Origin of the sequence: Leptospira mtsangambouensis (assembly GCF_004770475.1) — a bacterium.
Lineage (GTDB): Bacteria > Spirochaetota > Leptospiria > Leptospirales > Leptospiraceae > Leptospira_A > Leptospira_A mtsangambouensis.
In genome coordinates this window covers 87,985-111,929 of record NZ_RQHK01000002.1, presented here as the reverse complement: position 1 = coordinate 111,929, position 23,945 = coordinate 87,985, and the positions used below count along the sequence as shown (strand labels likewise).

The 23,945-nt window shown below is 36.3% G+C and carries 20 protein-coding genes; 7 read left to right on the top strand and 13 right to left on the bottom strand.

Annotation, left to right across the window (positions count from 1 at the left end; translation table 11 throughout):
- Positions 1-6: 6 nt before the first annotated feature.
- Genes EHR01_RS00470 through EHR01_RS00435 form a run of 8 tightly spaced genes read right to left on the bottom strand, consistent with a single transcriptional unit; the run spans position 7 to position 11,619 of the window.
- Positions 7-2,685, bottom strand: coding sequence for an efflux RND transporter permease subunit (locus tag EHR01_RS00470; RefSeq protein WP_135692537.1), 2,679 nt, complete (start codon positions 2,683-2,685; stop codon positions 7-9).
- The gene (locus tag EHR01_RS00465; RefSeq protein ID WP_135692535.1) at positions 2,682-5,666 is read right to left on the bottom strand and encodes an efflux RND transporter permease subunit; all 2,985 of its coding nucleotides are present in this window, start codon (positions 5,664-5,666) and stop codon (positions 2,682-2,684) included. The genes EHR01_RS00470 and EHR01_RS00465 overlap by 4 nt, the downstream gene beginning before the upstream one ends.
- Positions 5,663-7,063 carry an efflux RND transporter periplasmic adaptor subunit gene (locus EHR01_RS00460; RefSeq protein WP_244309930.1) on the bottom strand — a complete coding sequence of 467 codons (1,401 nt, stop codon included), beginning with the start codon at positions 7,061-7,063 and terminating at the stop codon, positions 5,663-5,665. The genes EHR01_RS00465 and EHR01_RS00460 overlap by 4 nt, the downstream gene beginning before the upstream one ends.
- Positions 7,060-7,692 (bottom strand): hypothetical protein, encoded by a 633-nt coding sequence (locus EHR01_RS00455; protein ID WP_135692533.1) that lies wholly within the window; start codon positions 7,690-7,692, stop codon positions 7,060-7,062. The genes EHR01_RS00460 and EHR01_RS00455 overlap by 4 nt, the downstream gene beginning before the upstream one ends.
- Positions 7,689-8,189: a hypothetical protein gene (locus EHR01_RS00450; protein ID WP_135692531.1), complete on the bottom strand. Its 501-nt coding sequence runs from the start codon at positions 8,187-8,189 to the stop codon at positions 7,689-7,691. The genes EHR01_RS00455 and EHR01_RS00450 overlap by 4 nt, the downstream gene beginning before the upstream one ends.
- 10 nt (positions 8,190-8,199) lie before the next feature.
- Positions 8,200-8,718, bottom strand: coding sequence for a hypothetical protein (locus EHR01_RS00445; RefSeq protein WP_244309929.1), 519 nt, complete (start codon positions 8,716-8,718; stop codon positions 8,200-8,202).
- Entirely contained in the window at positions 8,715-10,079 is a 1,365-nt protein-coding gene (locus EHR01_RS00440; protein ID WP_425269969.1) for an Ig-like domain-containing domain, read from the bottom strand. Before EHR01_RS00440 ends, EHR01_RS00445 begins: the two co-directional genes overlap by 4 nt.
- Positions 10,066-11,619 carry a TolC family protein gene (locus tag EHR01_RS00435; protein ID WP_425269968.1) on the bottom strand — a complete coding sequence of 518 codons (1,554 nt, stop codon included), beginning with the start codon at positions 11,617-11,619 and terminating at the stop codon, positions 10,066-10,068. Before EHR01_RS00435 ends, EHR01_RS00440 begins: the two co-directional genes overlap by 14 nt.
- Positions 11,620-11,741: 122 nt before the next feature.
- Between EHR01_RS00435 and EHR01_RS00430 the strand changes: the two genes are divergently transcribed.
- The 4 genes from EHR01_RS00430 to EHR01_RS00415 are packed head-to-tail and all read left to right on the top strand — an operon-like array spanning position 11,742 to position 14,866.
- Positions 11,742-12,476 carry a FecR family protein gene (locus EHR01_RS00430; RefSeq protein ID WP_208721717.1) on the top strand — a complete coding sequence of 245 codons (735 nt, stop codon included), beginning with the start codon at positions 11,742-11,744 and terminating at the stop codon, positions 12,474-12,476.
- Positions 12,473-13,396 (top strand): DUF4384 domain-containing protein, encoded by a 924-nt coding sequence (locus tag EHR01_RS00425; RefSeq protein WP_135692529.1) that lies wholly within the window; start codon positions 12,473-12,475, stop codon positions 13,394-13,396. Before EHR01_RS00430 ends, EHR01_RS00425 begins: the two co-directional genes overlap by 4 nt.
- A 39-nt stretch (positions 13,397-13,435) precedes the next feature.
- The gene (locus tag EHR01_RS00420) at positions 13,436-13,639 is read left to right on the top strand and encodes a hypothetical protein (RefSeq protein WP_135692521.1); all 204 of its coding nucleotides are present in this window, start codon (positions 13,436-13,438) and stop codon (positions 13,637-13,639) included.
- Positions 13,640-13,642: 3 nt separating this feature from the next.
- A complete protein-coding gene (locus tag EHR01_RS00415; RefSeq protein ID WP_135692519.1) occupies positions 13,643-14,866 on the top strand; it encodes an LIC_12337 family protein in 1,224 nt (407 codons plus the stop codon).
- Between the two features lie 28 nt (positions 14,867-14,894).
- Here EHR01_RS00415 and EHR01_RS00410 read toward each other — a convergent pair whose 3' ends face one another.
- Positions 14,895-16,043 (bottom strand): phosphoesterase, encoded by a 1,149-nt coding sequence (locus EHR01_RS00410; protein ID WP_135692517.1) that lies wholly within the window; start codon positions 16,041-16,043, stop codon positions 14,895-14,897.
- A 52-nt stretch (positions 16,044-16,095) separates the two neighbouring features.
- On the opposite strand from EHR01_RS00410, the gene EHR01_RS00405 reads away from it, so the two are divergent.
- Complete coding sequence (locus tag EHR01_RS00405) at positions 16,096-17,634, top strand: ArnT family glycosyltransferase (protein ID WP_135692515.1); 1,539 nt, start codon at positions 16,096-16,098, stop codon at positions 17,632-17,634.
- Here the strand turns inward: EHR01_RS00405 and EHR01_RS00400 are convergent.
- On the bottom strand, positions 17,631-18,035 hold the full coding sequence (locus tag EHR01_RS00400) for a thiol-disulfide oxidoreductase DCC family protein (protein WP_135692513.1): 405 nt from the start codon (positions 18,033-18,035) through the stop codon (positions 17,631-17,633). The genes EHR01_RS00405 and EHR01_RS00400 overlap by 4 nt on opposite strands.
- Before the next feature lie 67 nt (positions 18,036-18,102).
- On the opposite strand from EHR01_RS00400, the gene EHR01_RS00395 reads away from it, so the two are divergent.
- Positions 18,103-20,049, top strand: coding sequence for a M3 family metallopeptidase (locus EHR01_RS00395; RefSeq protein ID WP_135692511.1), 1,947 nt, complete (start codon positions 18,103-18,105; stop codon positions 20,047-20,049).
- Here the strand turns inward: EHR01_RS00395 and EHR01_RS00390 are convergent.
- The gene (locus EHR01_RS00390) at positions 20,020-20,589 is read right to left on the bottom strand and encodes an SCO family protein (protein WP_135692509.1); all 570 of its coding nucleotides are present in this window, start codon (positions 20,587-20,589) and stop codon (positions 20,020-20,022) included. The two genes, EHR01_RS00395 and EHR01_RS00390, sit on opposite strands and share 30 nt — an antisense overlap.
- On the bottom strand, positions 20,586-21,065 hold the full coding sequence (locus tag EHR01_RS00385) for a copper chaperone PCu(A)C (RefSeq protein ID WP_244309928.1): 480 nt from the start codon (positions 21,063-21,065) through the stop codon (positions 20,586-20,588). Before EHR01_RS00385 ends, EHR01_RS00390 begins: the two co-directional genes overlap by 4 nt.
- On the opposite strand from EHR01_RS00385, the gene EHR01_RS00380 reads away from it, so the two are divergent.
- Entirely contained in the window at positions 21,034-22,053 is a 1,020-nt protein-coding gene (locus EHR01_RS00380; protein ID WP_135692505.1) for an alpha/beta hydrolase, read from the top strand. The two genes, EHR01_RS00385 and EHR01_RS00380, sit on opposite strands and share 32 nt — an antisense overlap.
- Here the strand turns inward: EHR01_RS00380 and EHR01_RS00375 are convergent.
- Entirely contained in the window at positions 22,033-23,934 is a 1,902-nt protein-coding gene (locus EHR01_RS00375; protein WP_135692503.1) for a hybrid sensor histidine kinase/response regulator, read from the bottom strand. The two genes, EHR01_RS00380 and EHR01_RS00375, sit on opposite strands and share 21 nt — an antisense overlap.
- Between the last annotated feature and the right edge of the window lie 11 nt (positions 23,935-23,945).

Sequence of the window (23,945 nt, the reverse complement as noted above, 5' to 3'; positions counted from 1 at the left end):
TAGGTATCAAATGATGAGTTTGGTTTTCATTATTTTCCATTTTTGCAACATTTTAAGATAGAGAAGAAAAAAGATTGAGATAAGAAGAAATCCCCCCATAAAAAACTTTCCACCTAACCCCGGTAGTAAATACGAAAAACCAAACAAAAGGGAAAATGGAATCAAAAGACTCGCATGTAAGGTGGAGCGAGGGATCCACAAAAGCAAAATGAACAAAAATGAAAGAACAGTTCCATATAGAAAATAATCACCACCTAATACTGATGTATTGATTCGCCAAAGAAACAAAAAACAAATACAGGGGATCAGCCAAAATGTTTTGTGTTTTTTTCGATATAAAAACAAAACTGAAAGCATAAGAACAAAAACAGGTCTATATTTTGGTAATGATTCTTTTGTGGGTATAGTTTCTGACAACCTAACGATATCATTTCCCAAAAGTTTCCGAATTTTAGATTCTAACTCTTCCCAATGAATGGATTTTCCTTTTACCAATATTTCTAAACTTGTTTCGCCATTTTTACGATAGATTCGACCTTGCGTTTTTACTGTTTTGTAATTTGTAAACGTTTCCGTAAAGACAGGATTTCCCGATGACATTTTGATTGGCTTTTGCGGATAACGATCTAATTGATTATCAGGCTTTACGAAAAATCGAATATCCATAATCTTTTTTTCAAAAATCATTTTCCCAACAATGGATGATTGTAATTCCAATGACCTTTCTCTAATTGAATCATTCAAATCAAAACCTAACAAGTTTCTATACTTTGCGGGAGATTGGAAATTCCAACCGTCTGTTGAAGGCTGAAAACACAAAACAACTTCTTCAACTTCTTTTTTGGTTTGCAACCAAGGGATGATCGAAAATATCTTTTTCTCTAAAATTTCTGTATTGGCGTTAGAAAAACGAATTTTACGATCTGAATTTGATTCTGACTCACCTAACAAATGGAAGTAGCCCGATTCTGTTGGAAGATTCTTAAAACCATTTTTCTCACCTAACTCATTTAAACGAAAATAAAATACGGCGCTTGAAGGATTTTGTTTAAGAATCAAAAGATCAGTAATTTTTCTTGATAGTATCTCATTTTCTACTTGTTTGGTGATCCGAATGGATTCAGGTTCTGGCAAAGATGTGGGGAATTCTAATCTTGCAATTTGGACGGTCCCATAAGAAGATGTAACCGGCACAAATCCCAAACTCGAACCAAAAGAAACCAATATCCCAATGATAAGGCATAGACCAACGAAAAACACTCTGGTCTTTTTTTGTGAATCTTGATTCTCCCCGAAATTCCATTGTTTGTATGGGAAATATTTGTTCTTCGTGAGCAAAGGAAAACATGAAAATGATTTTTTTGAAAAGGACAGAAAGAGATTTTTCAAAAAAGGAACCAATAATAAAAAATAAAGATGAACCAAAGAAATGATTCCTAAGATTTTTGGAATCCAATGCAAAAGAACAAAAATCCAAAGAATCAAAACGGATACAAAATTAGGGAGATTCCATTTTCCTAACCTTCTTACTGGAAATATAACCAAAAAGTATTTCCAAACTAACAATTGGAATAATGTGGACCGCCCAATTGAAAAAGAAAAAACAGAAGATAACCCTAGAAAAAGAAGAGAGGCAATATAAAAAGACAATAAACGATATAAAACTGTTTTGATTTCAATCCGGAAAAAAATAGGAGATATAAGTAAAACCAAATCCAATAAAAAAAATAAAACGAAGAATCGTGACAAATCATTAAAAAAATCTTGGTAACTTGTATATAACAAAATCCAATCTTTATCATTCGATAATAAAGAGGTTAACTCTCCTGTTATATGATACAAAGAAGTTCCACTCTTTGCGTTAATCAATATCGTTTCTGATTGTAATCCATTGATTCTTGTTCCATGATGTGATTTTTTTTCTCTCATTGATACAGTGCCGAAAGAAGAAACCAAAAGACCTTCTCCAAACCGAGAAGGAATCCCAAAGTTTGACCAATCTTTTGGGTTGAGAGGGAAATCCTTTTGGAACCACAAACCCTGTTCTAAATCATAATGAAATCCAAAGTTGTAATTTCGAATGGAGTCAAACAGAACCGACACCGAGGGAAACTCAAAACTTTGTATCCTGTTCCCTTGTATCTCCAAAACCACTTCTTTTTCAGAACCTGGATGATGGACAAATGATGAAACACCAGCGATGTTTCGAATTTGATTTTCCAAACGACGGCGACTGCGATCAGAGTTTTTTGATATCTTTTGCAAAATAACAATAAACTGATCTTCTAATTTTTTTATTTGGATCTTCGGCGAAAGCGAATCTGTCGGAAATCTTTGTCTTTGCAAAAGATATTCATTTCGAATCGTAGCTACAATATCTTCTTTTTTTATATCTTCTTCTAATTCCAAATGGATCTGAGAACTTCCTCGTTCTGAGATTGATTCAATTTCTTTGTAGCCAGAGATCCCTTTTAAAATCTGTTCCCAAGGTTTTGTGATTTTTTCTTCCACTTGTAATGCAGTTTTACCGGGCCATTGGACAGTAATCTGAATGGATTCCGGAACCTGCAAAAAAGATTCTTCACCTAACAATAACTCGCCTAATTGAAAAACAGAGAGCATACTTAAAAATAATACTAAGGCGAAAATACGATAGCGGTAGTATTGAATTAAATTCCCCGTCATGTTTTTTTAATCCAAAATTTTTCAAACAAGTTCGGATAAACATAAAAAACAAAGAATAAGGAAATTAGAATGCCAACAAACATCGTGCTTGCGATAGATTCAGAAAATTCGGAACCTGGGCATCCAAAAACAAAAACAGGAAAAAGACCCATCATCGTCGTTCCTGAGTTTAATAAAATGGGCCACAGTAACCAACGAAGAACATATTCTCGTTTTTCTAAACCAGCTACATTTTCAGGTATTTCGATCCATCTTTCACCAAATAAAGAAATACTATCAATAGACAATCCAAGCAGAACAATTAGACCGATATAATGCCCTAAATGAAATTCCGAAAATAAACCAAAAACAAAAATCATAGTGACCAAAAGGTAGAAACAAGATATCGAAAGGTAAAAAAAAGGAATCCAAAATGATTCATAAATTCCCACAAGAGCTAAATAAATAAAAACAAAGGAAATAATTAAGAGGATCACAAGAACCAAATAAAATTTTTTGATTTCCTCACTTGCCGAAACTTTTAGTAAAGTTAAATGCCCAGATGGATCCAAATCTTTCAATTCAAAGTCCATCACTTGGCCTATCCATTCAGCAGAAAACAATCCAGATTCACGGCGAAACTGATTCAAACTTCCCCTTTGTTTTGATCGAAAAAGAGAACTAAGGTATGTTGTTTCATTGGTTTTTGTTTTGAAACTGATCCTAGAGAAATCATTTGTATTAGTATGATTGGAAAGAAAGGAATCGAAACCAAGATACAAATCCGTTTTGATCGTCTCACCAATAGAGCCTAAATATTTGGGTCTTTGTTCGTATAAAAATTTCTGTTTTAAATCTTCTTCATTTGGATTCCAGTCTGGAATTGGAATTTGATTTCTAGTCCATTCTTCTAATCGAATTTCTTTTGGTAAAAAATCAAACTTACCAACAAACCCCTTGGATTTTGACTGGATTTGGAAGTTCATAACAATTTTGCTTAACTCCTCCCACTGATCATGTAGGAAAACAATTGAGTCAACAGGAATGAAGGGTAAAGCCGTTTTGAGTTGGGAGTTGATAAGCTCCCATTTCCAATCCCATCTTGACCTCAAAAGTTCATCCGAAACCAATCGTTCTAATTCATTTTCTTTTTGAACTCCATAAAATTTCCATTCGATCGGAATTGCTTTTTTAGGATTTTGGGACTTTGCATCATAACCATTTAATGGAGATAGAAAAACAGAAAGAGTCGGGTCAAAAATTTTGATCTTCTTTTCTAAAGCTTCAACAAACCGAAGTTCTTCATCTAAACTCAAATGGTTCCAAGGAATCATTTGCAAACGATTGCCTACAGAAACTTGTTCTGGAAAAATTTTCCAACTAGGACCAAACCTAAACAAATAGGAAAATGAAATCATTACCAATATGATCGAAACCATTCGAATATTCATTTTGGAAAACAAAACATAGGTTTTATTATCAATTTGGAATAAAGAATCCTCTCTTTTAAAACTGATAGAATCCATTTTTAATGACTCTGATAAAAAAATGGAAAGTAATGGAACAATCAAAACAGAGGAGACGAGAGAACAAAAAACCAAAAGAGCTATGCAGACTCCGGAATCGAAAAAGAATTCTTTCCATTGCATAGGGAACAATAGAAGAGGAATGAAAACTACAATGGTCGTGAGAGAGGAGGAAACAAGTGAAACCAAAACAGAACGAATTCCCATTGTGACAGCCTCAAAAATTGATAACCCCATGTTTAAATGTCTTTTTATGGAAAATACTGTCAGGTTGCTGGCATCAAATAACATTCCGATCCCAACTGAAATCCCACCTAAACTCAGCAAGTTGATCGAAATCGAAAAAAACAAAATCAAATGAAAAAAGAAGACCAAAGAAAATAAAACTGATATAAGTAAAATCAAAGTCGGAGTCCAACTACGATACAATAGGAAAGAAAATAGAAAAGCGAATCCCAATCCCCAGATCATATTAAAACCAGTTTGTTTGATTTGATCTTTTAATTCATTCGATCCATCATAAAAAATTTCAGATGCAATTAAAGAATCGAAACTTCTTAGTTTTGTTGTTATTTCCGAAGATAACGACAATGGATTCGAAGAAGGATCCGTAAAGATGGCAAGATAAATTGAATTTTTTCCATTCATTCGTGTGAGTTTTTCACCGGGTGAGTCTGCTTCGTAGATTGTTGCGAGTTGACCAAGTCCGACTGAATTTCCATTTCCTAAATGAATGGGAAATTCAGAAAGATTTTGATGAGAAAGAACTTCAGGCGAGAATTTTAATTCAGTTTCTTTTGTATATTCTTCGACTACCCCTAGCGATCCACCACGGATTCCTGTTTGGAGTTGTGATTCCAAATCACGGATGTTTATTGGAAATAAGTCCAAAGTCTCTGGATTTATGGAAATAATAGAAGTTTTTTTTCTGTTTCCTGTGATACGAACTTCTGTTACACCAGGAATCCGTTCCAATTGAAATACCAATTGTTGTAAATGGAACTGAAAGTTTACAAGATTATCGTTTCCGTCCTTGGAGATAACCACTTCTAAAAATGGAGAATCCTTAATTTCTCCTTGCACTAATCGCGAAGCCTCAACACCAAACGGAAGTTTATCTTTCATTTCCAAAATTCTTTGGTATAATTCTTCTTTAAAGTCACGAACCGATGCACCAAATTGTAGATCAATTTGTACAATTGACTTACTATGTTCAGAAATTGTGCGTATCCGATCGACAGACTTTACTGAAGAAACCAATTCGGAAATTGGCAAACTCACCATCATGTCAGTATCTTCTGCTGAATGATTCGGGTACTCAGTGACAATAAAATACCGAGAGGGTGTTAAATTCGGTAATAACCAAATTTCTAATTCAGGAATTCTAAAAAAAGCAACGATAACAATCGATAAACAAAAAACAAAATACAAACGTTTGTGTTTGAAAAAAGAAAGAACATAACTTTCGATCTTCATAAAACCAAACTAAATTCTACTTCATCCTCAGAAGAAAGCCCAGAAAGAATTTCTAACTCATTTGACAAATAAGGTTGATACTGAATGAAACGTTTTTCCACCCTTTCCCCCTTTTTTACATTCACAAAAAAACCATTCGTTTCATCACCATGAAGGGAAGAAGTTGGAATCAAAATTTTTTCTGTAACCTCATTTAGTTTCACTTGTGAAAGCCCGAACATACCAGGAAGAATCATTTTATGATTTGGTTCCAAACGAACCTTAATGCCAATGCTATGAGACCTTGAATCTAAAAATCCTCCTACACGATCCACCTTACCTTTGATTGATGGTAAATTTGTTTGAGAAGGTAAAAAAAGAACAGATTTTCCTGGGGAAAAATGAATCAAATCAGATTCTGCAATTTGAAAACCGACTGAAAGTTCTCCCCTTTCAATTAAAGTCATCACCGGAATTTGGTTCGTTAACTCCCCTTCTTTAGCCTGAATTTTTAATATTTTCCCAGGTTTAGGGGCACGCAAACGAGTTTCAGCTAATAATTGTTCGTTTGATTTGATTTGGTTTTGAATGATTTTCAAATGCGCCAAACTCAATTCATACTCGGTACTTTCGATAGAAGTATTTTTTTCTCTCCAAGTTTTCAACTTTTCTTCAAAACGATTCTCCTCAGATTCCAATCCTAAATGTATCCCAGAGAGAAGATTTTCCCGATCTCGTAATAAATTTTTATACTGCGTTTGTTTGGATTCCTCCTCTTGTTTTATTTTCTCCAACTCGGAGAGAGATACAAAACCTTGTTTCCAAAGAATTATTTTTTTCTCTTTTGTATCTCGAACTAGTGCCCATTCTTTTTCTGCAAGTTCAATCCATTCTGTTTTTTTATCGATTTCTCTTAGTTTCGTTTCTACTTGTTTCTCAGCTTGTTTCCATTTTTCATAAGCAATTGTCACTTGAGATTTTGCGATGCCAGCAGATAAAACTAATCTTTCTCCCTCCAATCGAATCAATTCATCATCTATCTCTAAAAGAATTTGACCTTCCTTGACAAAGTCACCCTCTTCAACGAATATCTTTTTGACTCTTCCATTTTGTTTGTTATGCAATTGGATCTCTTTCGTTGGTTCCACTACAGATGGGTATTCCAAAACTTTATTTTCTTCTAAAATTCTAGGTTTCTTGAACACCAAACTTTGTTTTGGTGACTCCATAGCAGAAATTTCATTTGTTTTTCCCAATTGGTTCGGGAAGTATAAAAATGAAGCCAAAAAGGGAAAACGACCTCGAATCGCAGGAGTAGAGAGATAGGTATACAGAATCGACAAAACAAAAAAGAAAATTCCAAAGATAAATATTTTGCGAATCCAAACTTTTAGGATATATCCAAGATTCCCTTTCATACATTTGCCAAAGCCAATACAAAAAAGATAAATAAGATTGGATTCAAATAACCCAAACTATGAGAAAGGAAGCTTACAAATTGATCCCTGGAAATAAACAACCGTTTGTACAATTCTCCATTCTTGATAAGAAAAAACATAAACAACGTTGTCCAAAATACTACAACCAAGGTGGAATAAAAATTGGATGTAAAAAAAAGACCTAAAAACTGGTTTCCTAAAAACAAAATACAAACAAAGAGAAAAAATTGTTGAATCAGACTTCCAATAAACTTTCCTAAATTTTTCTTAAATGTTTCCTTTGTTCGCTTTAACAAAGAAAAAAGAAAGTTGATCGAAACAGAAAGAAACAAATATAAAACGGCGACTAAAAGAACACTGAAAATTTGAAATGGATACAAACTCCAAAGAGAAACTTGTTTTCCAGCGTTCATCGCATCCATTTCTAAGTTGCGATTGTTGCTCATAAACTCATCCCAATTCCAGAAACAATGAAAACCGTAGAGTAAAATATATATACTTAGGAAGAAAAAAGGAGATTGATAAATTTTTATCAATCTAGCTCTTAACATTCCCAAGAGAAACACTTGGTATTTTTTAATCTGAATTCCCAAAAGAGATATTTTCATTTTTTGCCCAATTCCTTTTCTAATCTATCTAGATGGGTTTGGAATTGTTTCCATTGGGCCAAAAAAAGTTTCTTTTGTTTTAACGAATCTTTTGTATTCTTTAACTTCAAATACAACAAACAAGCTTCTGGTGATATGGGCAGTAACTCAATTAGTTTTGATTCATCTTCAGTAGAAATGGTGACAGGCAATTTCGATACAAGCACAGCCTTAAAGTATAACAATACCAATTCGGGTGGTTTATGAGAAACTTCTGCCCAATGGATAAAGAACTCTTTCCAATCTCCCAAATAAAACAAAGATTTGCTATAAAGCAGGTCTTCTGCGGGTAATAATTTTTCTTCTTTCTTTTTCTCTTTTAATACAGAACTGACTACCGTTAGATGACCGGAACGGTATGCTTCAGAGAGAACTTGTAAATCATTCGAATCAGAAAGAGCCGCCTGTGAACAACGAACAAAGTTTAAAATGAAAAACAAAATAAGTATATTTTTCATAAAGGAACTCCTAGAGTTTTTGGATAGAATCACGAAACGGAAATGGATCTTTTTTATCCCAATTCCAATCGAATCGATTGATTTCTTTTTTAGAAAAATCAACCCAGATCACTCGTATCGAGTTTAGATTTGGTTTTACTGGATACACAAACCGTAATACAAAAACTTCTGTCGCTTCAACTTGATCTGCTTGTTCTTTCCAAATTAAAATCCGCGAACGATTTTTATTGGGTAAATGTTTTAATTGATTTTGAAAGTGATCCAAACGATCATTGGGAAGAGGAGAACTCACCTCATCCCAAATTTTATCTCCAAGAACCACAGAGTAACCTAACTCTTCTAATTCTTCCTGTATCTGAAAACTAACTTCTTTTTCTTCGGAATAACTGTCGTAAAAACAAGGGGAAACAGAATGAATCAATAAAATCTTTTTACCATTCGGAATGGGATATGTTTTCTTTCGGAAAGCCTTTTGAGTCCCAACACAAGATAAAAACACAAAACTACTTACAATAAGTAAATACTTCATTTTGCTTCCACCTGAATGACAAAACCAACCTTCATCTTTTTCCCAGAAATGGATTTTGCATCTGGATCCAAACGGAACTCATAATAAGGATAGAAGTTTGGTGCAAAACTAGAAGAAGATAAATTAAAATCCCCTCCAGTTGAAATGTTTCCAAATAAAGTTCCATTACAACTTGCTTCACTTTCTGCAAAGGAATAAGTTAATTGTTTACAACCAAAAGGAAATTCTGTTTGACAATGAGACCAAACCCAAGTCGATAAACGAATGTTTGTTGATGGTGGAGAAATTTTTGATAACCTTGTGGCCCCAATGACGGAAGTTGTGTCCATATACTGATTAAAAAAAATCCGAAAATTATCAGTATTTACATCTGCGCAGTCTAAACTTGACCCTGGCCCACCAAACCCAGTATCTCCTCCACGAAAATGATAAAAATTTGGACTAAGGATGGGCATTCCTTGGCTCCAAAAACAGAATCCAGAATCCCAACGAGCACCTATTACCGATCCTAATTCTTGAACCCCCAAACCGCAGTTTTGTGATTCCAAACCAAAACCCGCAACTTCAGGATCACTCAAATCAGCTCCAACAAAAAAATCGGATCGAACAACTTCCGATAATTCTGCACCATCGACTGAATGTAATCCGACAGGAAAAACAATATGATACCGAGTTTCCGGTAAAAAATTGAGATCTGGTAACACTCTCAATAAACTAGGACTTTCCCATTCCAAACGATAAGAGAGACCTGGTTCGAACCGAAGTCCTTGCCCCACTTCCGTTTGGTTCATTGATTTTGAAAATTCAATTCGGATGGGTGAAGGACCAGGGATTCCGGAACAAACAATTCGATCTTCACCTAACAAAATATTTGTGATAATTCCTCCAGACAAACATTCCGTTTCAGTTCCCGTTGAAACCAAAATTGAATTTATGGTTGGAGGGCCAGGACTTTCTTTTTCACCCACATGAAAGGGGATGGTATACACGCGATCCAGGTCCTTCCCCGTTTTATCTTCACATTGTTTGGTGAGACGAATCACATAACCGCCAGATGGCAAATCCATTTTAGGATAATACTTGAGAGTGAGTTCCGTTGTTTCAAAACTTCCTCGAACGGGTGGATCCAATGAAAAAGCCGATACGCAGGACTGGGTGGACATGGCTTTACTAAATACAACAGAGATATTTGTTTTTGGATCAACATTGTTGGAATCGGAGGCCGGAGAGAAAACAAGAACTTTTGGGGCATCGCTAGAATTCAAAACTCCAATCCAATCATCAAATGAGCCCAACTTGGAAGAACATTGGAACAATACAGGCACTAATAAAAACACTAAATTCCATCTAACGAGTTTCATACGGATCCTCCATTAAAAACGGGTAAGGTTTCTTTTGGATTGGTTCGTTTATTTTTATTTTTTCGCCCTGAGGAATTTCTTTCCAATCATCTAAAACCTTGGAGAGATCACTTGGAGTGCGTTTTGACTCTACTTGATAATAACGATTGTCAAAAGGATTTTCTCCAAGTAACAGAACAAGTTCCAAAGCAGTGGATATGTATTGAAAATAAGGCTCTAATACAGATTCCAAACTAACAAATACTTCTTCTTCTGATTTTAAGTATTCAATTTCTGAGATCAGCCCAAACTTTCTTTCTTCTCTTTTCGCTTTGTGTTGGTTTAAATTGGATTTTGTATTTTCTAAATAGAGATTATATTTTTGATACAATTCACTTAGTTTAATTTCAGTCGATTGGACTTGGTTTAAAAAACCGATCTCCGATTGTTTCCAATCCGCTTTGGCTTGTAACAAACTCATTTTTGAATCAAAGATTTTTTTATTTCGACCAAAATCATCGAATAAACCAATCGAACCACTTTGAAAGGAATTTTCGCCAGGACCTACTGGTTGTGGTCCATACCCAGGAATTCTTTGGATCCCGTTTCCTTCCGACTGGATTCCATTTTGTGTATTAGATTGAAAACTGGTTCCTCCTAAATTAGCTTGGACTCCCACACTCAGTCCATAAATTTCATTCTGAAGAGGGAATCCTCCGTTTCCATTTTTTCCAACATAACCACCTAATACTAGTTTTGGTTTCCAATCATTTTCCAAACTTTCTTCTTCTAGTTCTGCTAACTCAATTTGTAGTCTCTGTTTTTTTCGAAGTGGATGATTTTCATTGGGAGCCATTAAATTGGCACTTGGATCAAACAATCGGATACGTTCCGTAAATCCTCCTGCTAATGTAATACGAACATTTGGGTCAAGTGACATCGCCTGTTGTAATTCTAGGACTGCCAGTTTTTTGTTTGTGTCAGAGTGAATCTGTTTTGATTGAAATTCAACTTCCCAAACTTTGAGCCATTCGGATTCACCTTTCGAAGATAACCCAAGTTCCAATTCTTTTTTTCGTTTTTTTTGTTCTAGTTTGTAACGTTCTGATCTAAGATTGTAGATCAAATCAACTAACATTCGTTTTTGGAAGGAGAGATAGGAAAGGGAAATTGATTTGAATATTTTTTCTCTAAGGAGTTTTTTCTCTTCCGAATGAATGAGTCTCCGAATTTCTAATTTTTGTTTTTCTCTTTCGGTTTCTCCTCCATCATACAATAGTTGTTGGATTTGCAAACGAACATCACGGTATTCCTGATCAATCTGTTCTGGATTTTTTGAGAATATTCCGAAATAATGGACTCCTAATTTAGGAAGGTATTGTTTCCATTTTTCTCGAGTTAGGATGGGAAATATTTCAGAACGAACCTGCTCCAAACCCAGACTTCCATTCCGTTCCATCCCAATCCAAACACAATCTTCCCAGAACAAATTGTCCTCTGCCATCAAGGGATAAAATAGAAATCCCAGACAAAAACATATGGAAAAAAACTTACACCACATATCAGAAGATAGGTGGTAAATCTTCTAATTGGTCCTAACTAACCATTTTTGTAGGGGAATTTTTGATTTTTTTTTTAGTTTTTTTAGCTTGTAAGAGGAGTGAGTTCTACTATAAAAGTGGCATGATTCGATTTATTGTGTCCATTTTGTTTCTTCTTTTGACCACAACCCTTGCCGCTGAAGAAGTGGGGATTATTAGTTTCATTCAAGGAACAAACTACCTTTCAGGACCACGTTTCAAAAAGGCGAAAGAGCCGGTAAAGTTAGGTAGTATCCTAAAAAAAGGGGATACCATTACAACAGAAAACGGCACTTGTGAGATCCAGTTGGCAACACAAGCAACCATTCGTTTGTCAAAATATTCATCTGTCCTAATTGAAGACCTTCTCAATCCAAAGTCAAAATCCACTACTCTCAAACTTGTGGGTGGAAAATTATTTGTCAAAGCACACAAACCGGGACCAGGAGTGCCAAGCCAAAACCAACTCAGCGTTGTCAATCCTAGCTTTGTGGCGGGAGTGAGAGGAACAGAATTTCTGGCAGCAACACCTGACACCGGTGGGGTCAACGAAGACCTAACCGAAGTGGAAACGGGAGTTTATGTCAACGAAGGGACTGTGGCAGTCAGTCCGGATAAAAAAGGAAAACAAACCCTCGTCGCAGAAAATGAAGAAGTGGTTGTATCTGGAAAAGAATTAAAAAAACAAATTTTAGATGAATTTGTGAAAGATAAAATGCGCATTTTTGAAGAGTTCAAGGCCATCAAAGAAGAAAACTACCAACGAATCAAAGAACAATACGAAAAAAACGACCAACTTATGAATGAATACAAAGGCCAAGGTAGGGTAGACGAATGATGAAACAATTTTTAATTCTCTCATCGATCATTTCTCTTTCCCTTTTTTCTTCGGACAAAATTGGAAGGTTACCTGTTTATAAAATTGCAGTAGAGTCTTTATCAAATACGGATGAAACCATTGCTCTTCGTGATTTTATCAAAGAACAAATCCAATCCACTTCTCGTGGACTGGTCTCTCTTCCTTTGAAAAACTCTGAACTAGGGACTTGGGAATTTGATAAAGAAGGAAATCCTTCTGAAGAAACAATGCACAGTTTCCAAAGGCTCTCTGGAATAGACAAACTTCTTCTTGTATCAACAGAAGATGGACAGGCTGTGATTTCGTTTGTAGATATTTTACACCAAAAGTTAGAATACCGCAACTCACTCCCGGATAGCCTTTCCAAAACTTTGGTCTCCGATTTCTTAGGATTTTTAGATAAAAAAAATATCTATTTGGCTTTATCTGAAACAGGTTCGGGATCTGCAGCCCAACTCAAAATCAATTCTTTAAAACCCACTTATGTGGCTGGGGAACCGATTCGTTTTGAAATCGAATCAACTGAAGACAATTATGTTTATGTTGTCCTTGTTCCTGAGAACCAAAAGGGAGAACCTGTGCTTCTGTTCCCCAACCAAATCCAAAATGATAATTTCATTCGCAAGGGAGACCGAGTGACCATCCCAGATAAACGAATTTCGTTTAGAGCGTCCTCAACTCCTTCCAAAGATAGAATTCGTGCCTTTGCTTCTAGAGAAGAATGGAAAGAATTCCAACTCCGAGGAAAAAAAGAAGATTCTTTCTATCGACTTTTGCCTCCTGCAGTGACAGGAACCAAAACTACAGCTAGGTCCATGATGGTGGTTCCAAATTCCCTCACTGCTTCCATTGAACAAAGCCCAGTGATGGAGTGGGAATACCAAATCCTCTCTCGATAAATTCTTGCAAAAACTTCTCCTATCTTTTAGATCAAAGGTATGAGAAGTTTTGTCATTCAATCCATCGCCCTGTTGGCACTTAGTACACTCGTCGCTTGTTCGATGTTTCAAAAAGATGATAAAAAAGATGAAAATGTCTTAGGGGCTCTCCTACTCTCTGTATGGGCTTACAACCAATCTGCTGGTTGCTCTGGCCCCAAGTCTGGGTTTACCATTTGTATTCCTAAGGGAATTGCGGAGTAAACTATGAAAAAGTTTCTCTATGCCATTGTATTCTTTGGAATGAGCCTTCAGATTTCCGACTTCAACAAACTCACTCGTTTGGATCGGAACGACCAACTCATCCATCTCTTTGGTGATGCCATCCATCTGGGAATTGGTTCAGAAAAAATTTGGTCGGCGACCACTGCTGACAACTGGGGTTTTGTGCGCCAATCGGCTACTTGGGCCCGAGGCAATTCCGGAATTATTGATTCTCTCATCCTCGCTCTAAAAAACGCAGGTTACTTCAACAATGCAACTCCCAGGAATGATGTTTTAAACAATGTCAATTTAAATGGGTTTGGATCTGCCACCCTCACCATTAAAATCAGTACACCCACAACAGGTGTGAGTTCCACTGCCTATACCGGGACCAAAGATTTTAATCATTTTTTTGAAATCAAAAAAACCGGTGCTTCAACTCCCTCCTTACAGTTGTTCTTCGATGATCCAAATACAACTCTAGGAAATGATGGAGCTTTGGTTTACTATCGTTTGGTTGACTTTGGAAACCCTCAGTTTGCCAATGTGGGGAATGTCATCACAGAAAGTTATACAGCAAACGATTCTGTTTACGGAACCAAATTCCAAACCTATACTTGGAGGAACGGTCCTGAAAATGCAAGTTGGATTAGTAGACATGGAAGAGTGGTTCTGACAGAAGTAGATGCAGGCAGACAACTCTGTTTTCGTTCAGTGGTACGTTTGACATTTACAAAACTGAAAGAAGTCAACCCATCGGGTGCGGCTGCCTTAGATAATTTAAAAACCTTTTGTAACGCAGCACAAGGAACCGGCTCTAGCGACCAGATTTATTATAACCTTGCTTATATGCAAAAGTTTGATTCACCTTTTCAAACCACTGCCAAAGCAACCTTTACAATGAGTGCAGCTAGACCAGAAACCATCTGCGCAATTCCAGAATCACCTTCTGCTCCAAATGTTCGATTATCATATGGGATCTTTAATATCAATGGATATGTAACCGATCAGCTGTTAGCTGCTCAAGTTCCAGCCGACTATCCGAGCCCCACAGTCGGTGGAGCTGATTTTATGTCTGTAGATGAAGCCTTTAATCGAACTTATGTAGCCTTTGGTGCAAGTATTTCGGGACAAGCTGCACTTGGCACGGTAAAACAATACGAAACCACTTCTAAAGCATTTTTGGATGCATTTGATGGCTCAGACCAAAACTTAAACTTTAAATAGTAGTAATGAATCGAATAGAATTGAATTACTATTTATTTCGATAAATAGCGTTGGAGAGAATCGATCCTGTGAGGCCGATCATCTCCAACCTCACATAGGAATCCTTTTCTTGAAATCGATATTCGGCAGAACTTGTATCCGGATTCACTTGTAAAACTTCCCCAGCTTGGCCGATAAAACGGATTTCGAGATAACGTTCATTAGAATTCAATTGGATTGTCTGATCCTTTGTCACTTGTATCCTGGGAACTTTTGGATCGTCCGCTCCATGAAAAAACTTTTTCACACAATAAAAAGAACCTGCTTGGAGTGCTGATTGAACGGATGATTGGTCTTTAGTTCCTTCCTCAGTTACAATATACCGAAGAAAACTTTCTCCTTTACGTCCTCTTTGGTTCCCCAAAGTTTGGATGGCATTCTTCCAACCTGGTTGGTCAAAACGTTTGATTGAGGATTCAGGAAAATAATGTAGGTCATCGCTTGCCATACAATGGACGTTTCGTCCTTGGCTAAGCAAAGAATCTAATATTTTAGGGTCATCGCCATAAGGAGAATAAACTTCCACAGCTTGGAAACCTGCCAAAGAAGAGATCTCCTCTCTGGAAAAGGAATCAAATAATTTAGGATGAGGGATGACTACATAACCACCTAACTTTTGCATACGATCCATCACCCAATTAAGATTTTCTCTCGTTGCATAAATTGGGAAATAATCATAAAAAGATTTTTTAATACCAATGGCTAAAAGATGGCGTTTTTTTACATTCTGTCCCCATTCCAATCCCCGAATGTATTCTGGATTTTCTGTCTCAGAAATTTGACCGTAATCTGTGACGGCAACATTTGAAAAGCCTTCCCGTTTGTATTCAGAGATGATTTCGGATACAGAATGCCTTTCTGGGGTGAACCAAACTTCATCGGAATGTGTGTGTAAAGATATCTTTTCCTGGTTTTCTCCATTCCAATTTTGGTATGGATTGACTAGTTTAGGTCCTTGGAAAGGAGAAGAAGGGAGAAAAGTTGATTTCCTAAGAAGCAAAACAACTGCTAGTTGATAAAATAATAAAATCCCAAGTAAGGAGGCCAAAACAAGAACATAACGATACTTCCACAAGGAAGGTTTACTCGCAGTTTGCCTTTCGGTATTGACAATGGTTACTGGAACATTGAAAAGCATGATCCAACTGTATCGATCTATTTTTCCAATTTGATTCCAGATTTGTTACAAAATGAATACAAAACTAGAAATTCAATTCCTCTTTGACAAAGAAGGGTGGGTTTCCTCTCGTGAGACTGTGAAATTCTTATCTGTCCACCGCACTTTCCTCATCCTTCTCTTTGTCCTAACGATATTCTTATTCTATGGGAATTCCTCTCCCTTGGTTGACCAAGACGAAGCCGCTTATGCAGGATTTTCTCGAACGATGGTAGAAAATGGAGATTATCTCAGAATGGAATTTCCCTACTCCACTCCTCATAGAAAACCACCTCTACATTTTTGGACCTCCTCCTTTTTTTTCAAACTGTTTGGGGTTTCTGAATGGGTTTTACGTTTATTTCCAGCACTTTGTATTTTGGGAACAAGTTTGTTAACTTATCATCTAACAAACACTATGTTTGGATCAAGGACTGCTTTATATGCCTTTAGTATACTAAGTTTTTCATTATACTTTCCTCTCAATGGGAAGATCGCCTTAGTTGATTCTCTATTAGTATTTTTTGGAATGTCTGGATTTGTATCTCTTTACCACTGGATGAAATCGAATCAAAAAAGATTCGTATTTTTGTTTTGGCTCAGTGTGAGTTTGGGACTTCTTGTCAAAGGACCACCCATTCTAATTTTTTTAGGTGGGACCTGCACTCTCCTTTTGAGCATCAATCAAATCCGTTCGAAGATTTGGAAACTCCATCCATTTTTATGGTTACCGGTTGCGACACTTCCGCTGTTTTTATGGGGATATTTATCTTGGCAAAAAGACAATGGAGCACTCATACGATGGATGTTAGATTGGTATATTTTTCGTCGTGCGACAGATCCTGTTTTTGGTCAGTCAGGTCCACCTGGCACCTATTTGATGTTATTTGTGGTTACACTTTTCCCTTGGACAAGAATTTATCTTTCCTTTCTCTACGAGAACGGATGGAAACTATTTGCCTTACTCAAAACGAACGGATTTAAAATATTAAAACATCTTTTTCCTTGGGAATGGAAAGAAATGGATTATACATTTACACCAAAACGTTTTTTACTACTCGGACTTGTTTTTTCTTGGATATTCTATGAAGTTTTGGCAAGTAAACTCCCATCTTATCCTCTATCCGCATATCCGATTCTTTCTATTCTACTGGGAGACCAACTCTCAAGAAAACACAACCAAATCTATATGTATCGAATCTACCTAACTGTATCACTTGTAATGATTGTTATCATTTCTTTTGTGATCCTACCTAAGTTTGCTGAAATCAGAAAGGATACAAAAAATTTAGCCGGAATCATTAACGAATACGTCCCAAAAGAAAAAACATTATATTCATTTGGAGCCCATGGAATTCCAAGTTTTGCATTTTACTACAATCGTCCCATCACAGAAATCAGTTGGACAGATGCCCAAACAACAAAGGGATATCTGATTGTTTCCGATTCTGATTATCAGCTTTGGAAAGGAATGGGAGTCCACTGGGAACCTGTGGGAGAAGTTTTTTCTGTTTATGCGTATGATCGAAACAAAAAACTAAATCTGAGGTTAGTCAAAACGACAGAACATTAACTCAAGAATCGTTTTTTTATGTTTGGTGAGGGGACCATACATGCATCCGCTTTGCCAAACCAAACATATCGTCGTTTGGCGATGAACTGGTAAATAGGATTTCGAAGCATTCTTGGGATGATCCAAAATCCAAACAATAAAAACCAAGGAAATTTTAGTTCCCGAACCAATTGCAAAATGGCATCGGATTCTAAATACAAAGTCCCCTCCTTCCAATACAAAATGCTATCAGGGAGTTTTGATGATTTTTCTTTTGAAAACAAGGAATGGTAAGTCTCTGAACCAATCGCAGAAAAGTATAAATTTTCTTTTTGGTTTTTTTTCAAAAGGAACTGAACCGATCCCATACACAAATGACAAACCCCATCAAAGAAAACAATTTTACTTTTTTCCGGTGGCATCCTTTCCCTCTGCTTCCAAACTGACGAAGTACCAATCGAAATCGAGTCTAAATTTATAGAGGTCGTTATGTTTCCTGAATTTCATTCTGAAAATCTTCCCAAAAAAGAATCTGCCATTTTAGAAAAAATGGAGTCTAACAAAAGCTTCATTCAATCTCTATTACAAATAGATAAACCTACATTTCAAAACTTTGTAAAACCTTACCAAAGAATCCAAACAGAACTGGGGGATCTTGTGACAGAGATTTCACATCTTAACTCTGTAAAAAATAACGAAGAAAGCCAAACCATCTACAGCCGGCTATTACCCAAACTCAGCGAATACTATACAGACCTTGGACAAAACGAAGATATCTTTGCTACATTCTTAAAAATCCAATCAACAGAATCAGATTTGACAAAAGAAGCGAAGAAAGTATTAGAAAATGAAATTCGAGACTTTCAATTGGCCGGGGTGGGACTGGATGCAAAAATAAAAGAAGAACTCAAACAACTTCTCATTCGATTGTCAGACCTTTCGAATCAATTTTCACAAAATGTTCTCAATGCCACCAATGCATTTTCACTTAAACTTTCGGAAGCAGAAGTAAAAGGACTTCCCGAAAGTGAAAAATTATCTGCAAAACAAGAGGACGGAAGTTATTTATTCACCCTACACTTTCCATCTTACATTGCTTATATGACTTATGGAGAAAATCGAGAAATTAGAAAAAAACTCTATGATGGTTATTGCACTCGTGCTCCAGAAAATGGAAAATTAATGGAAGAAATTTTGGAACTTAGAGAAAAGGAAGCAAAACTTCTTGGTTTTTCCACTTTTGCTCATTTGAGTTTGGCAACCAAAGTGGCAGACAACCCAGAACAAGTTATTGAATTCATAGATCATCTAGGAAAAAAAGCTAAACCTATCGCATTACAAGAACTAAACGAAATTAAAAATTTTGCTAAAAAGTTGGGACATACAGACTTAGAACCTTGGGATCTCACTTACTATTCCGAAAAATTAAAAAAAGAATCCTTTTCTTATGATGAAGAAATTTATCGACCTTACCTTGAAAAGGAAACTGTGATCAAAGGAACATTTTTATTTTTAGAAAAACTTTTAGGCATTCAATTCCAACAAGTGAATACATCCGTTTGGGAACCATCTGTCCTTTGTTATGATCTCATCGTGGAAGGAGAAACAAGATCACGTTTGTATTTGGATCTAGAAGTCCGAACAGAAAAAAAAGGCGGTGCTTGGATGCACAATTGGAAACCTCATTTCCAAGATGAAACAGGGAAAACAGAACTTCCCGTTGCCTTTGTAGTTGCGAGTTTTCCAAAAGCCACAAAAACACAACCTTCGTTACTCCGACCCAGTGATGTAGTGACTCTTTTCCATGAACTAGGCCATGCCCTCCACCACCTTCTCTCCCGTGTAAATGAAGCTTTTGTGAGTGGAGTAAACGGAGTGGAATGGGATGCAGTAGAATTCCCTTCTCAATTTTTAGAAAACTTTGCTTATGAACCAAAAGTTTTGGAACTCTTCGCAAAACACTATGAAACAAAAGAACCAATTCCGAATTCATATATCGAAACTATGGTAAAAGCCAAAAACTTTATGTCGGCCATGGGAGTTGTCAGACAGTTGGAATTTGCAAAGTTTGATATGTTGATTCACATGGAAAAACCAACAGAAAGTAGAGTTCAGGAAATTTTAGACCAAGTGAGAAAAGAATTCTCTGTTGTGTTCCCACCTGCTTATAATAAATTTCAAAATTCATTTACCCATATCTTTGCTGGTGGGTACGCTGCCGGTTATTATTCTTACAAATGGGCAGAACTACTCTCTGCGAACGCCTACTATTCGTTTGTTGATAGAGGAGTCTTCGATTTAGACCATGCAGCGCATTTTAGAAAAACTGTCTTAGAAAAAGGTGGCTCAGGAAATGCGATGGATCTTTTTCGTGACTTTTACGGAAAAGATCCAGAGATTGATGCTTTACTTCGACTCAACGGAATTGCTGCTTAACTTCTGTATGGATTTTGTGATCACTTCTTTGGAATCGGTGGACTTGATTAGTTTTCGAGTCTTCCGATTTTTATCTAAAACATAAATATAAGTGGAATGGTCAATACTTTGGCCATCTTCTGTTTTTTGCACATACGCAGCGTATTGTTTTAAGATTTGGTTTGTTGTGTCTGCAGAGAAAGAAAGTCCAACCGATTGAGGTAAATAAAACTGCACATACTTGTTAGTTGTCTCTGGAGAATCACGCACCGGATCTACTGAGATAAAAACCACTTTAAATTTTGTTTTTTCTTCTTCGGTAAGAGGTTCTACTGCGGCTTTAATTTTGGCCAATGTATTGGGACAAAAATCAGGACAATACGTATACCCAAAAAATACAAGTAACACTGGTTCGGGGAAAGATCGAAAGGAAACCATATTTCCTGATTTATCTTTTGCTTCGACATTCCCACCAATCGGGAGATCAGTAAATTCAAAAGCAGATCCGCAACCTACCAAAAAAATCCCAACAAACAAAACTAAGATAAACTTTTTTTTCATAAAGAACGCTCTTCTACTATAACGACACTTCTTTCTCCATTCGAAAACTCCAGTTCTAATTCTATTTTTTCCGAACGTTTTATTTTCTCATATAACATCAAATGTTTACCCGATCGCATCAACTGGATTGTCTGGTTTGATTTTAAAAGGATAGGATATTCCAACTTACGCATCTTTGCCACTTGCGTTTGATTGTCGATGGAGGTCTCATGGAACTCAACAATTTTGTAATCGTTGCAGAGAATGTTTCGAATCTCCACATCCACTGCGAAAGGATTTCTAATTTCACCATACACGGCGGCAGTTTTTGCTACTTCTGGCGGTGGTGTCATCCAGAGTTGGATGGTCTCTGTCGGTTTGTGACAGAAAACAAACAAATTGACTTGAATTAGTAACAGAAATCCTGCATTTGTTATATTTAACTTTCGTAACAAGAGAACCTCGATGAGAATAATAATCAAATGGGTGATTGCCATCACTCTCATTCTATCTTCATTCCTCGTATCCACTTACAACTGGACTATCAGTGAATACAATTATGATTCCTCTCGGAAATTCGAAAATTTTGACACCTTTTACCAAAACGAACTGCAGATTAGTGCCAAAGAAAATACAAGACCAAACAACGAAGAACTTCTGGTGCGAGTTTCAGAAGAAAAAACTCCTATTGCCATTGTCTACATTCATGGATTTGGTGCAAGCCGTGGAGAAGGAGAAGAAGTTACAAACAAACTTTCCGAATACTTCGGTGCCAATACCTATTACTTAAGATTACCTGGGCATGGAACAAATGCAGAAGACCACTTAAATACAAAATTTCAAACTTATCTCCAAGATGCCGAAGACAGTTTGATTTATGCAAGAGAGCTCGGGCAAAAAACAGTTCTCATTGGAACCAGTATGGGTGGAAACATAGCATCGTATTTAGCAGCGAAACACCCTGAACTTGTGGATTCACTTGTACTTGCTTCTCCATTTTATGATTTTGATGATCCAACTGCACATATATTCAGATTTCATTGGGGAAAATCTTTTATCAATGCAATCAAAGGTGAGATGCGAATTTCCAAAACAGATCCTAAAGATGAATCAGCCAAATATTGGTATCTTGACCAATATTATGGTGCCATTCAAAATATTTTGGATTTAAAACGTTTTATGGATCAAAACAATCCATATCCAAAAATTACAGCTCCCACCTTACTTATGTACTACTACAAATCTGAAAGTGAACATGATTTTGTTGCTTCCGTTCCAGCAATGTTACATGTTTATGATTTGATCCAATCAGGACAAAATCCAAACCCAAAAAACAAACTGTTAAAAATTGAAAACGGTTCGCATGTTTTACTTTCAAAGTATGTAAAATCTGACAAAGAGTTAATTGAAAAAGAACTCATTCAATTCATTAAAGACAGCACTGGTGCAGAAGAAGTTCCAAAACTAAAGAAATCCAAACGATAACAAAATAGTTTCGTAAAGTTCATCAACGGATATTGGTTTAGATCGAACCAATATCCCTTCTGCATCCAACTCCTCAGAATCAAGTCCATCCATATTTCCCGTATATAAAACAGCAGAAAGTTTGGGATTTGTTTTTTTAATTTTACGGATAAGACTTAAGCCATTCATTTCCCGCATTCGATAATCAGATAAAATAAAATCTGGAGCCTTATCTTTTAGTCCATCCAAAGCCATAGACGAACTACGAAAAACCTTGGGGACAACTTGTTTCTGGGAAAGTACAAAACATATTGCTTCACTTGCTGCCTCGTCATCTTCTACGATCCAAATTTCCTTTTTTGAAATCTCTGACCATACATCTTTTGGATTGTTTCCGTGGGAATGCGGTGGAGTCCCCAAAACAATTTGTCCTTCTTCCAAAGGAAGAAAAATATGAATGAGGACAGTCATCGGTTCTGGTTTTTCGATATAAAACTCACCACCCCAGTTTTTCACATAACGATTGATTAGGTGCATTCCTGCCCATTGGAATTCTTCATCACCAAAATTGACAAAATCAAGTGTATTGAGCCCAGAAAGACTGGGTAAGGAAAGGCCTGTAAATTCCATAGAAACTAATAGTTTGAATTCATCCGCTGAGGATGTTTGGATCCTAACAAGCCCTCTTTTTCGGTCATCCCAAACAAGGAGTCCACCCGAAGTCAATTCACAAAGAATTTTAGAAAACCGAACCGCATCTAATTTAGTATATAAAGGAGATTTGTAAAAATCAAATTGGGCTTCCACATTTTTTGGCAGACCAGCATTCACCAAAGGGATGGATGATTCTACAACAGATGAAATTTCTATTTTTGTCGCAGAGTTCTCATCTTTTACTTTAGAGTATTTAATAATCCTATGGATCATTGAACGTGCGTTATCTGCACCCATTCTAATTTTTTCTAGATATTCCAAAATTAGATTTTGATCAAATTTTCCTGATTGGATTTGTTCTTCCCCTAACTGAGAAAAAACATGGATGGGTTGGAGATAATTATTTAAGTCATGGGCAATGTTTGTTGCCAAACTTCCGATGGTTTCCATTTTTTGAGAATGTAACTGATAAGATTCAAGTTGTTTTTTTTCCGTTACATCATCCAAAAATACATAATAAAAATCCGGTTTTCCTTGTGAGTTACGAAAGGCACTAATTCGTCGATAAACACTGATTCGGCGGCCATCTTTTCTAGTTAACCTTGACTCTTCGGCACCTTCTTTAAAAAAACCAAAGTATTCCATCTCTTCTTCGGAAATAGGTTCCCCTTTGATTCGTTTGATATTTAGGTCTGTTAAATTTTGAAAACTATAACCGGTGATTTCAGTAAACCTTGGATTGATGCGGAAGTATCCACCTTCCCAATCTTGTAAGGCCATCCCGACCGATGCATTTTCAAATAGGCCAAGAAAAAATTGAATTTGTTCTACAATATTGATTTCATTTGTTTTTTCATTGGTCACATCACGAACAAAAACAATTTGTAAATCCGAATCCATATTCGGAATGTTTACTTTTCTCTTTTCAAATTGAAACCACCGAACAAGAACTTCATTCGGCATAAGGAAACGGTAGTCTCCTGTGATGGTGTCCCGATCATAATGTTTGTTTTGAGATAAAAATTGGTCTTTAAAGTTTGTTTTGTCTTCTTCGGCAACCCATAACAATAAATCCGACTCCAGACAGTCCTCTCCTGACTTATCACAACCCAAATTGTTTTTAAAAAAATCGTTTGAAAATAAAATCTGACCAGTTTTTGGATCTGTTAAGTAGACCCCACCGGAAAATAGATTGGGCAAGACCTTAAAGAATTCTATCATTCCGCTTGCTTCTAGATTCGTTTGCATAACTCTTGCCT

Coding starts and splice junctions, on each gene's coding strand:
- EHR01_RS00440 (WP_425269969.1), bottom strand. CDS start 10,079: ATGAAACTCGTTAGATGGAATTTAGTGTTTTTATTAGTGCCTGTATTG.
- EHR01_RS00400 (WP_135692513.1), bottom strand. CDS start 18,035: ATGCCACCGGAAAAAAGTAAAATTGTTTTCTTTGATGGGGTTTGTCAT.
- EHR01_RS00420 (WP_135692521.1), top strand. CDS start 13,436: ATGAGAAGTTTTGTCATTCAATCCATCGCCCTGTTGGCACTTAGTACA.
- EHR01_RS00430 (WP_208721717.1), top strand. CDS start 11,742: ATGATTCGATTTATTGTGTCCATTTTGTTTCTTCTTTTGACCACAACC.
- EHR01_RS00465 (WP_135692535.1), bottom strand. CDS start 5,666: ATGAAGATCGAAAGTTATGTTCTTTCTTTTTTCAAACACAAACGTTTG.
- EHR01_RS00395 (WP_135692511.1), top strand. CDS start 18,103: ATGTTTCCTGAATTTCATTCTGAAAATCTTCCCAAAAAAGAATCTGCC.
- EHR01_RS00410 (WP_135692517.1), bottom strand. CDS start 16,043: ATGCTTTTCAATGTTCCAGTAACCATTGTCAATACCGAAAGGCAAACT.
- EHR01_RS00445 (WP_244309929.1), bottom strand. CDS start 8,718: ATGAAGTATTTACTTATTGTAAGTAGTTTTGTGTTTTTATCTTGTGTT.
- EHR01_RS00450 (WP_135692531.1), bottom strand. CDS start 8,189: ATGAAAAATATACTTATTTTGTTTTTCATTTTAAACTTTGTTCGTTGT.
- EHR01_RS00415 (WP_135692519.1), top strand. CDS start 13,643: ATGAAAAAGTTTCTCTATGCCATTGTATTCTTTGGAATGAGCCTTCAG.
- EHR01_RS00425 (WP_135692529.1), top strand. CDS start 12,473: ATGATGAAACAATTTTTAATTCTCTCATCGATCATTTCTCTTTCCCTT.
- EHR01_RS00460 (WP_244309930.1), bottom strand. CDS start 7,063: ATGAAAGGGAATCTTGGATATATCCTAAAAGTTTGGATTCGCAAAATA.
- EHR01_RS00405 (WP_135692515.1), top strand. CDS start 16,096: ATGAATACAAAACTAGAAATTCAATTCCTCTTTGACAAAGAAGGGTGG.
- EHR01_RS00385 (WP_244309928.1), bottom strand. CDS start 21,065: ATGGCAATCACCCATTTGATTATTATTCTCATCGAGGTTCTCTTGTTA.
- EHR01_RS00455 (WP_135692533.1), bottom strand. CDS start 7,692: ATGAAAATATCTCTTTTGGGAATTCAGATTAAAAAATACCAAGTGTTT.
- EHR01_RS00470 (WP_135692537.1), bottom strand. CDS start 2,685: ATGACGGGGAATTTAATTCAATACTACCGCTATCGTATTTTCGCCTTA.
- EHR01_RS00375 (WP_135692503.1), bottom strand. CDS start 23,934: ATGCAAACGAATCTAGAAGCAAGCGGAATGATAGAATTCTTTAAGGTC.
- EHR01_RS00390 (WP_135692509.1), bottom strand. CDS start 20,589: ATGAAAAAAAAGTTTATCTTAGTTTTGTTTGTTGGGATTTTTTTGGTA.
- EHR01_RS00380 (WP_135692505.1), top strand. CDS start 21,034: ATGAGAATAATAATCAAATGGGTGATTGCCATCACTCTCATTCTATCT.
- EHR01_RS00435 (WP_425269968.1), bottom strand. CDS start 11,619: ATGTGGTGTAAGTTTTTTTCCATATGTTTTTGTCTGGGATTTCTATTT.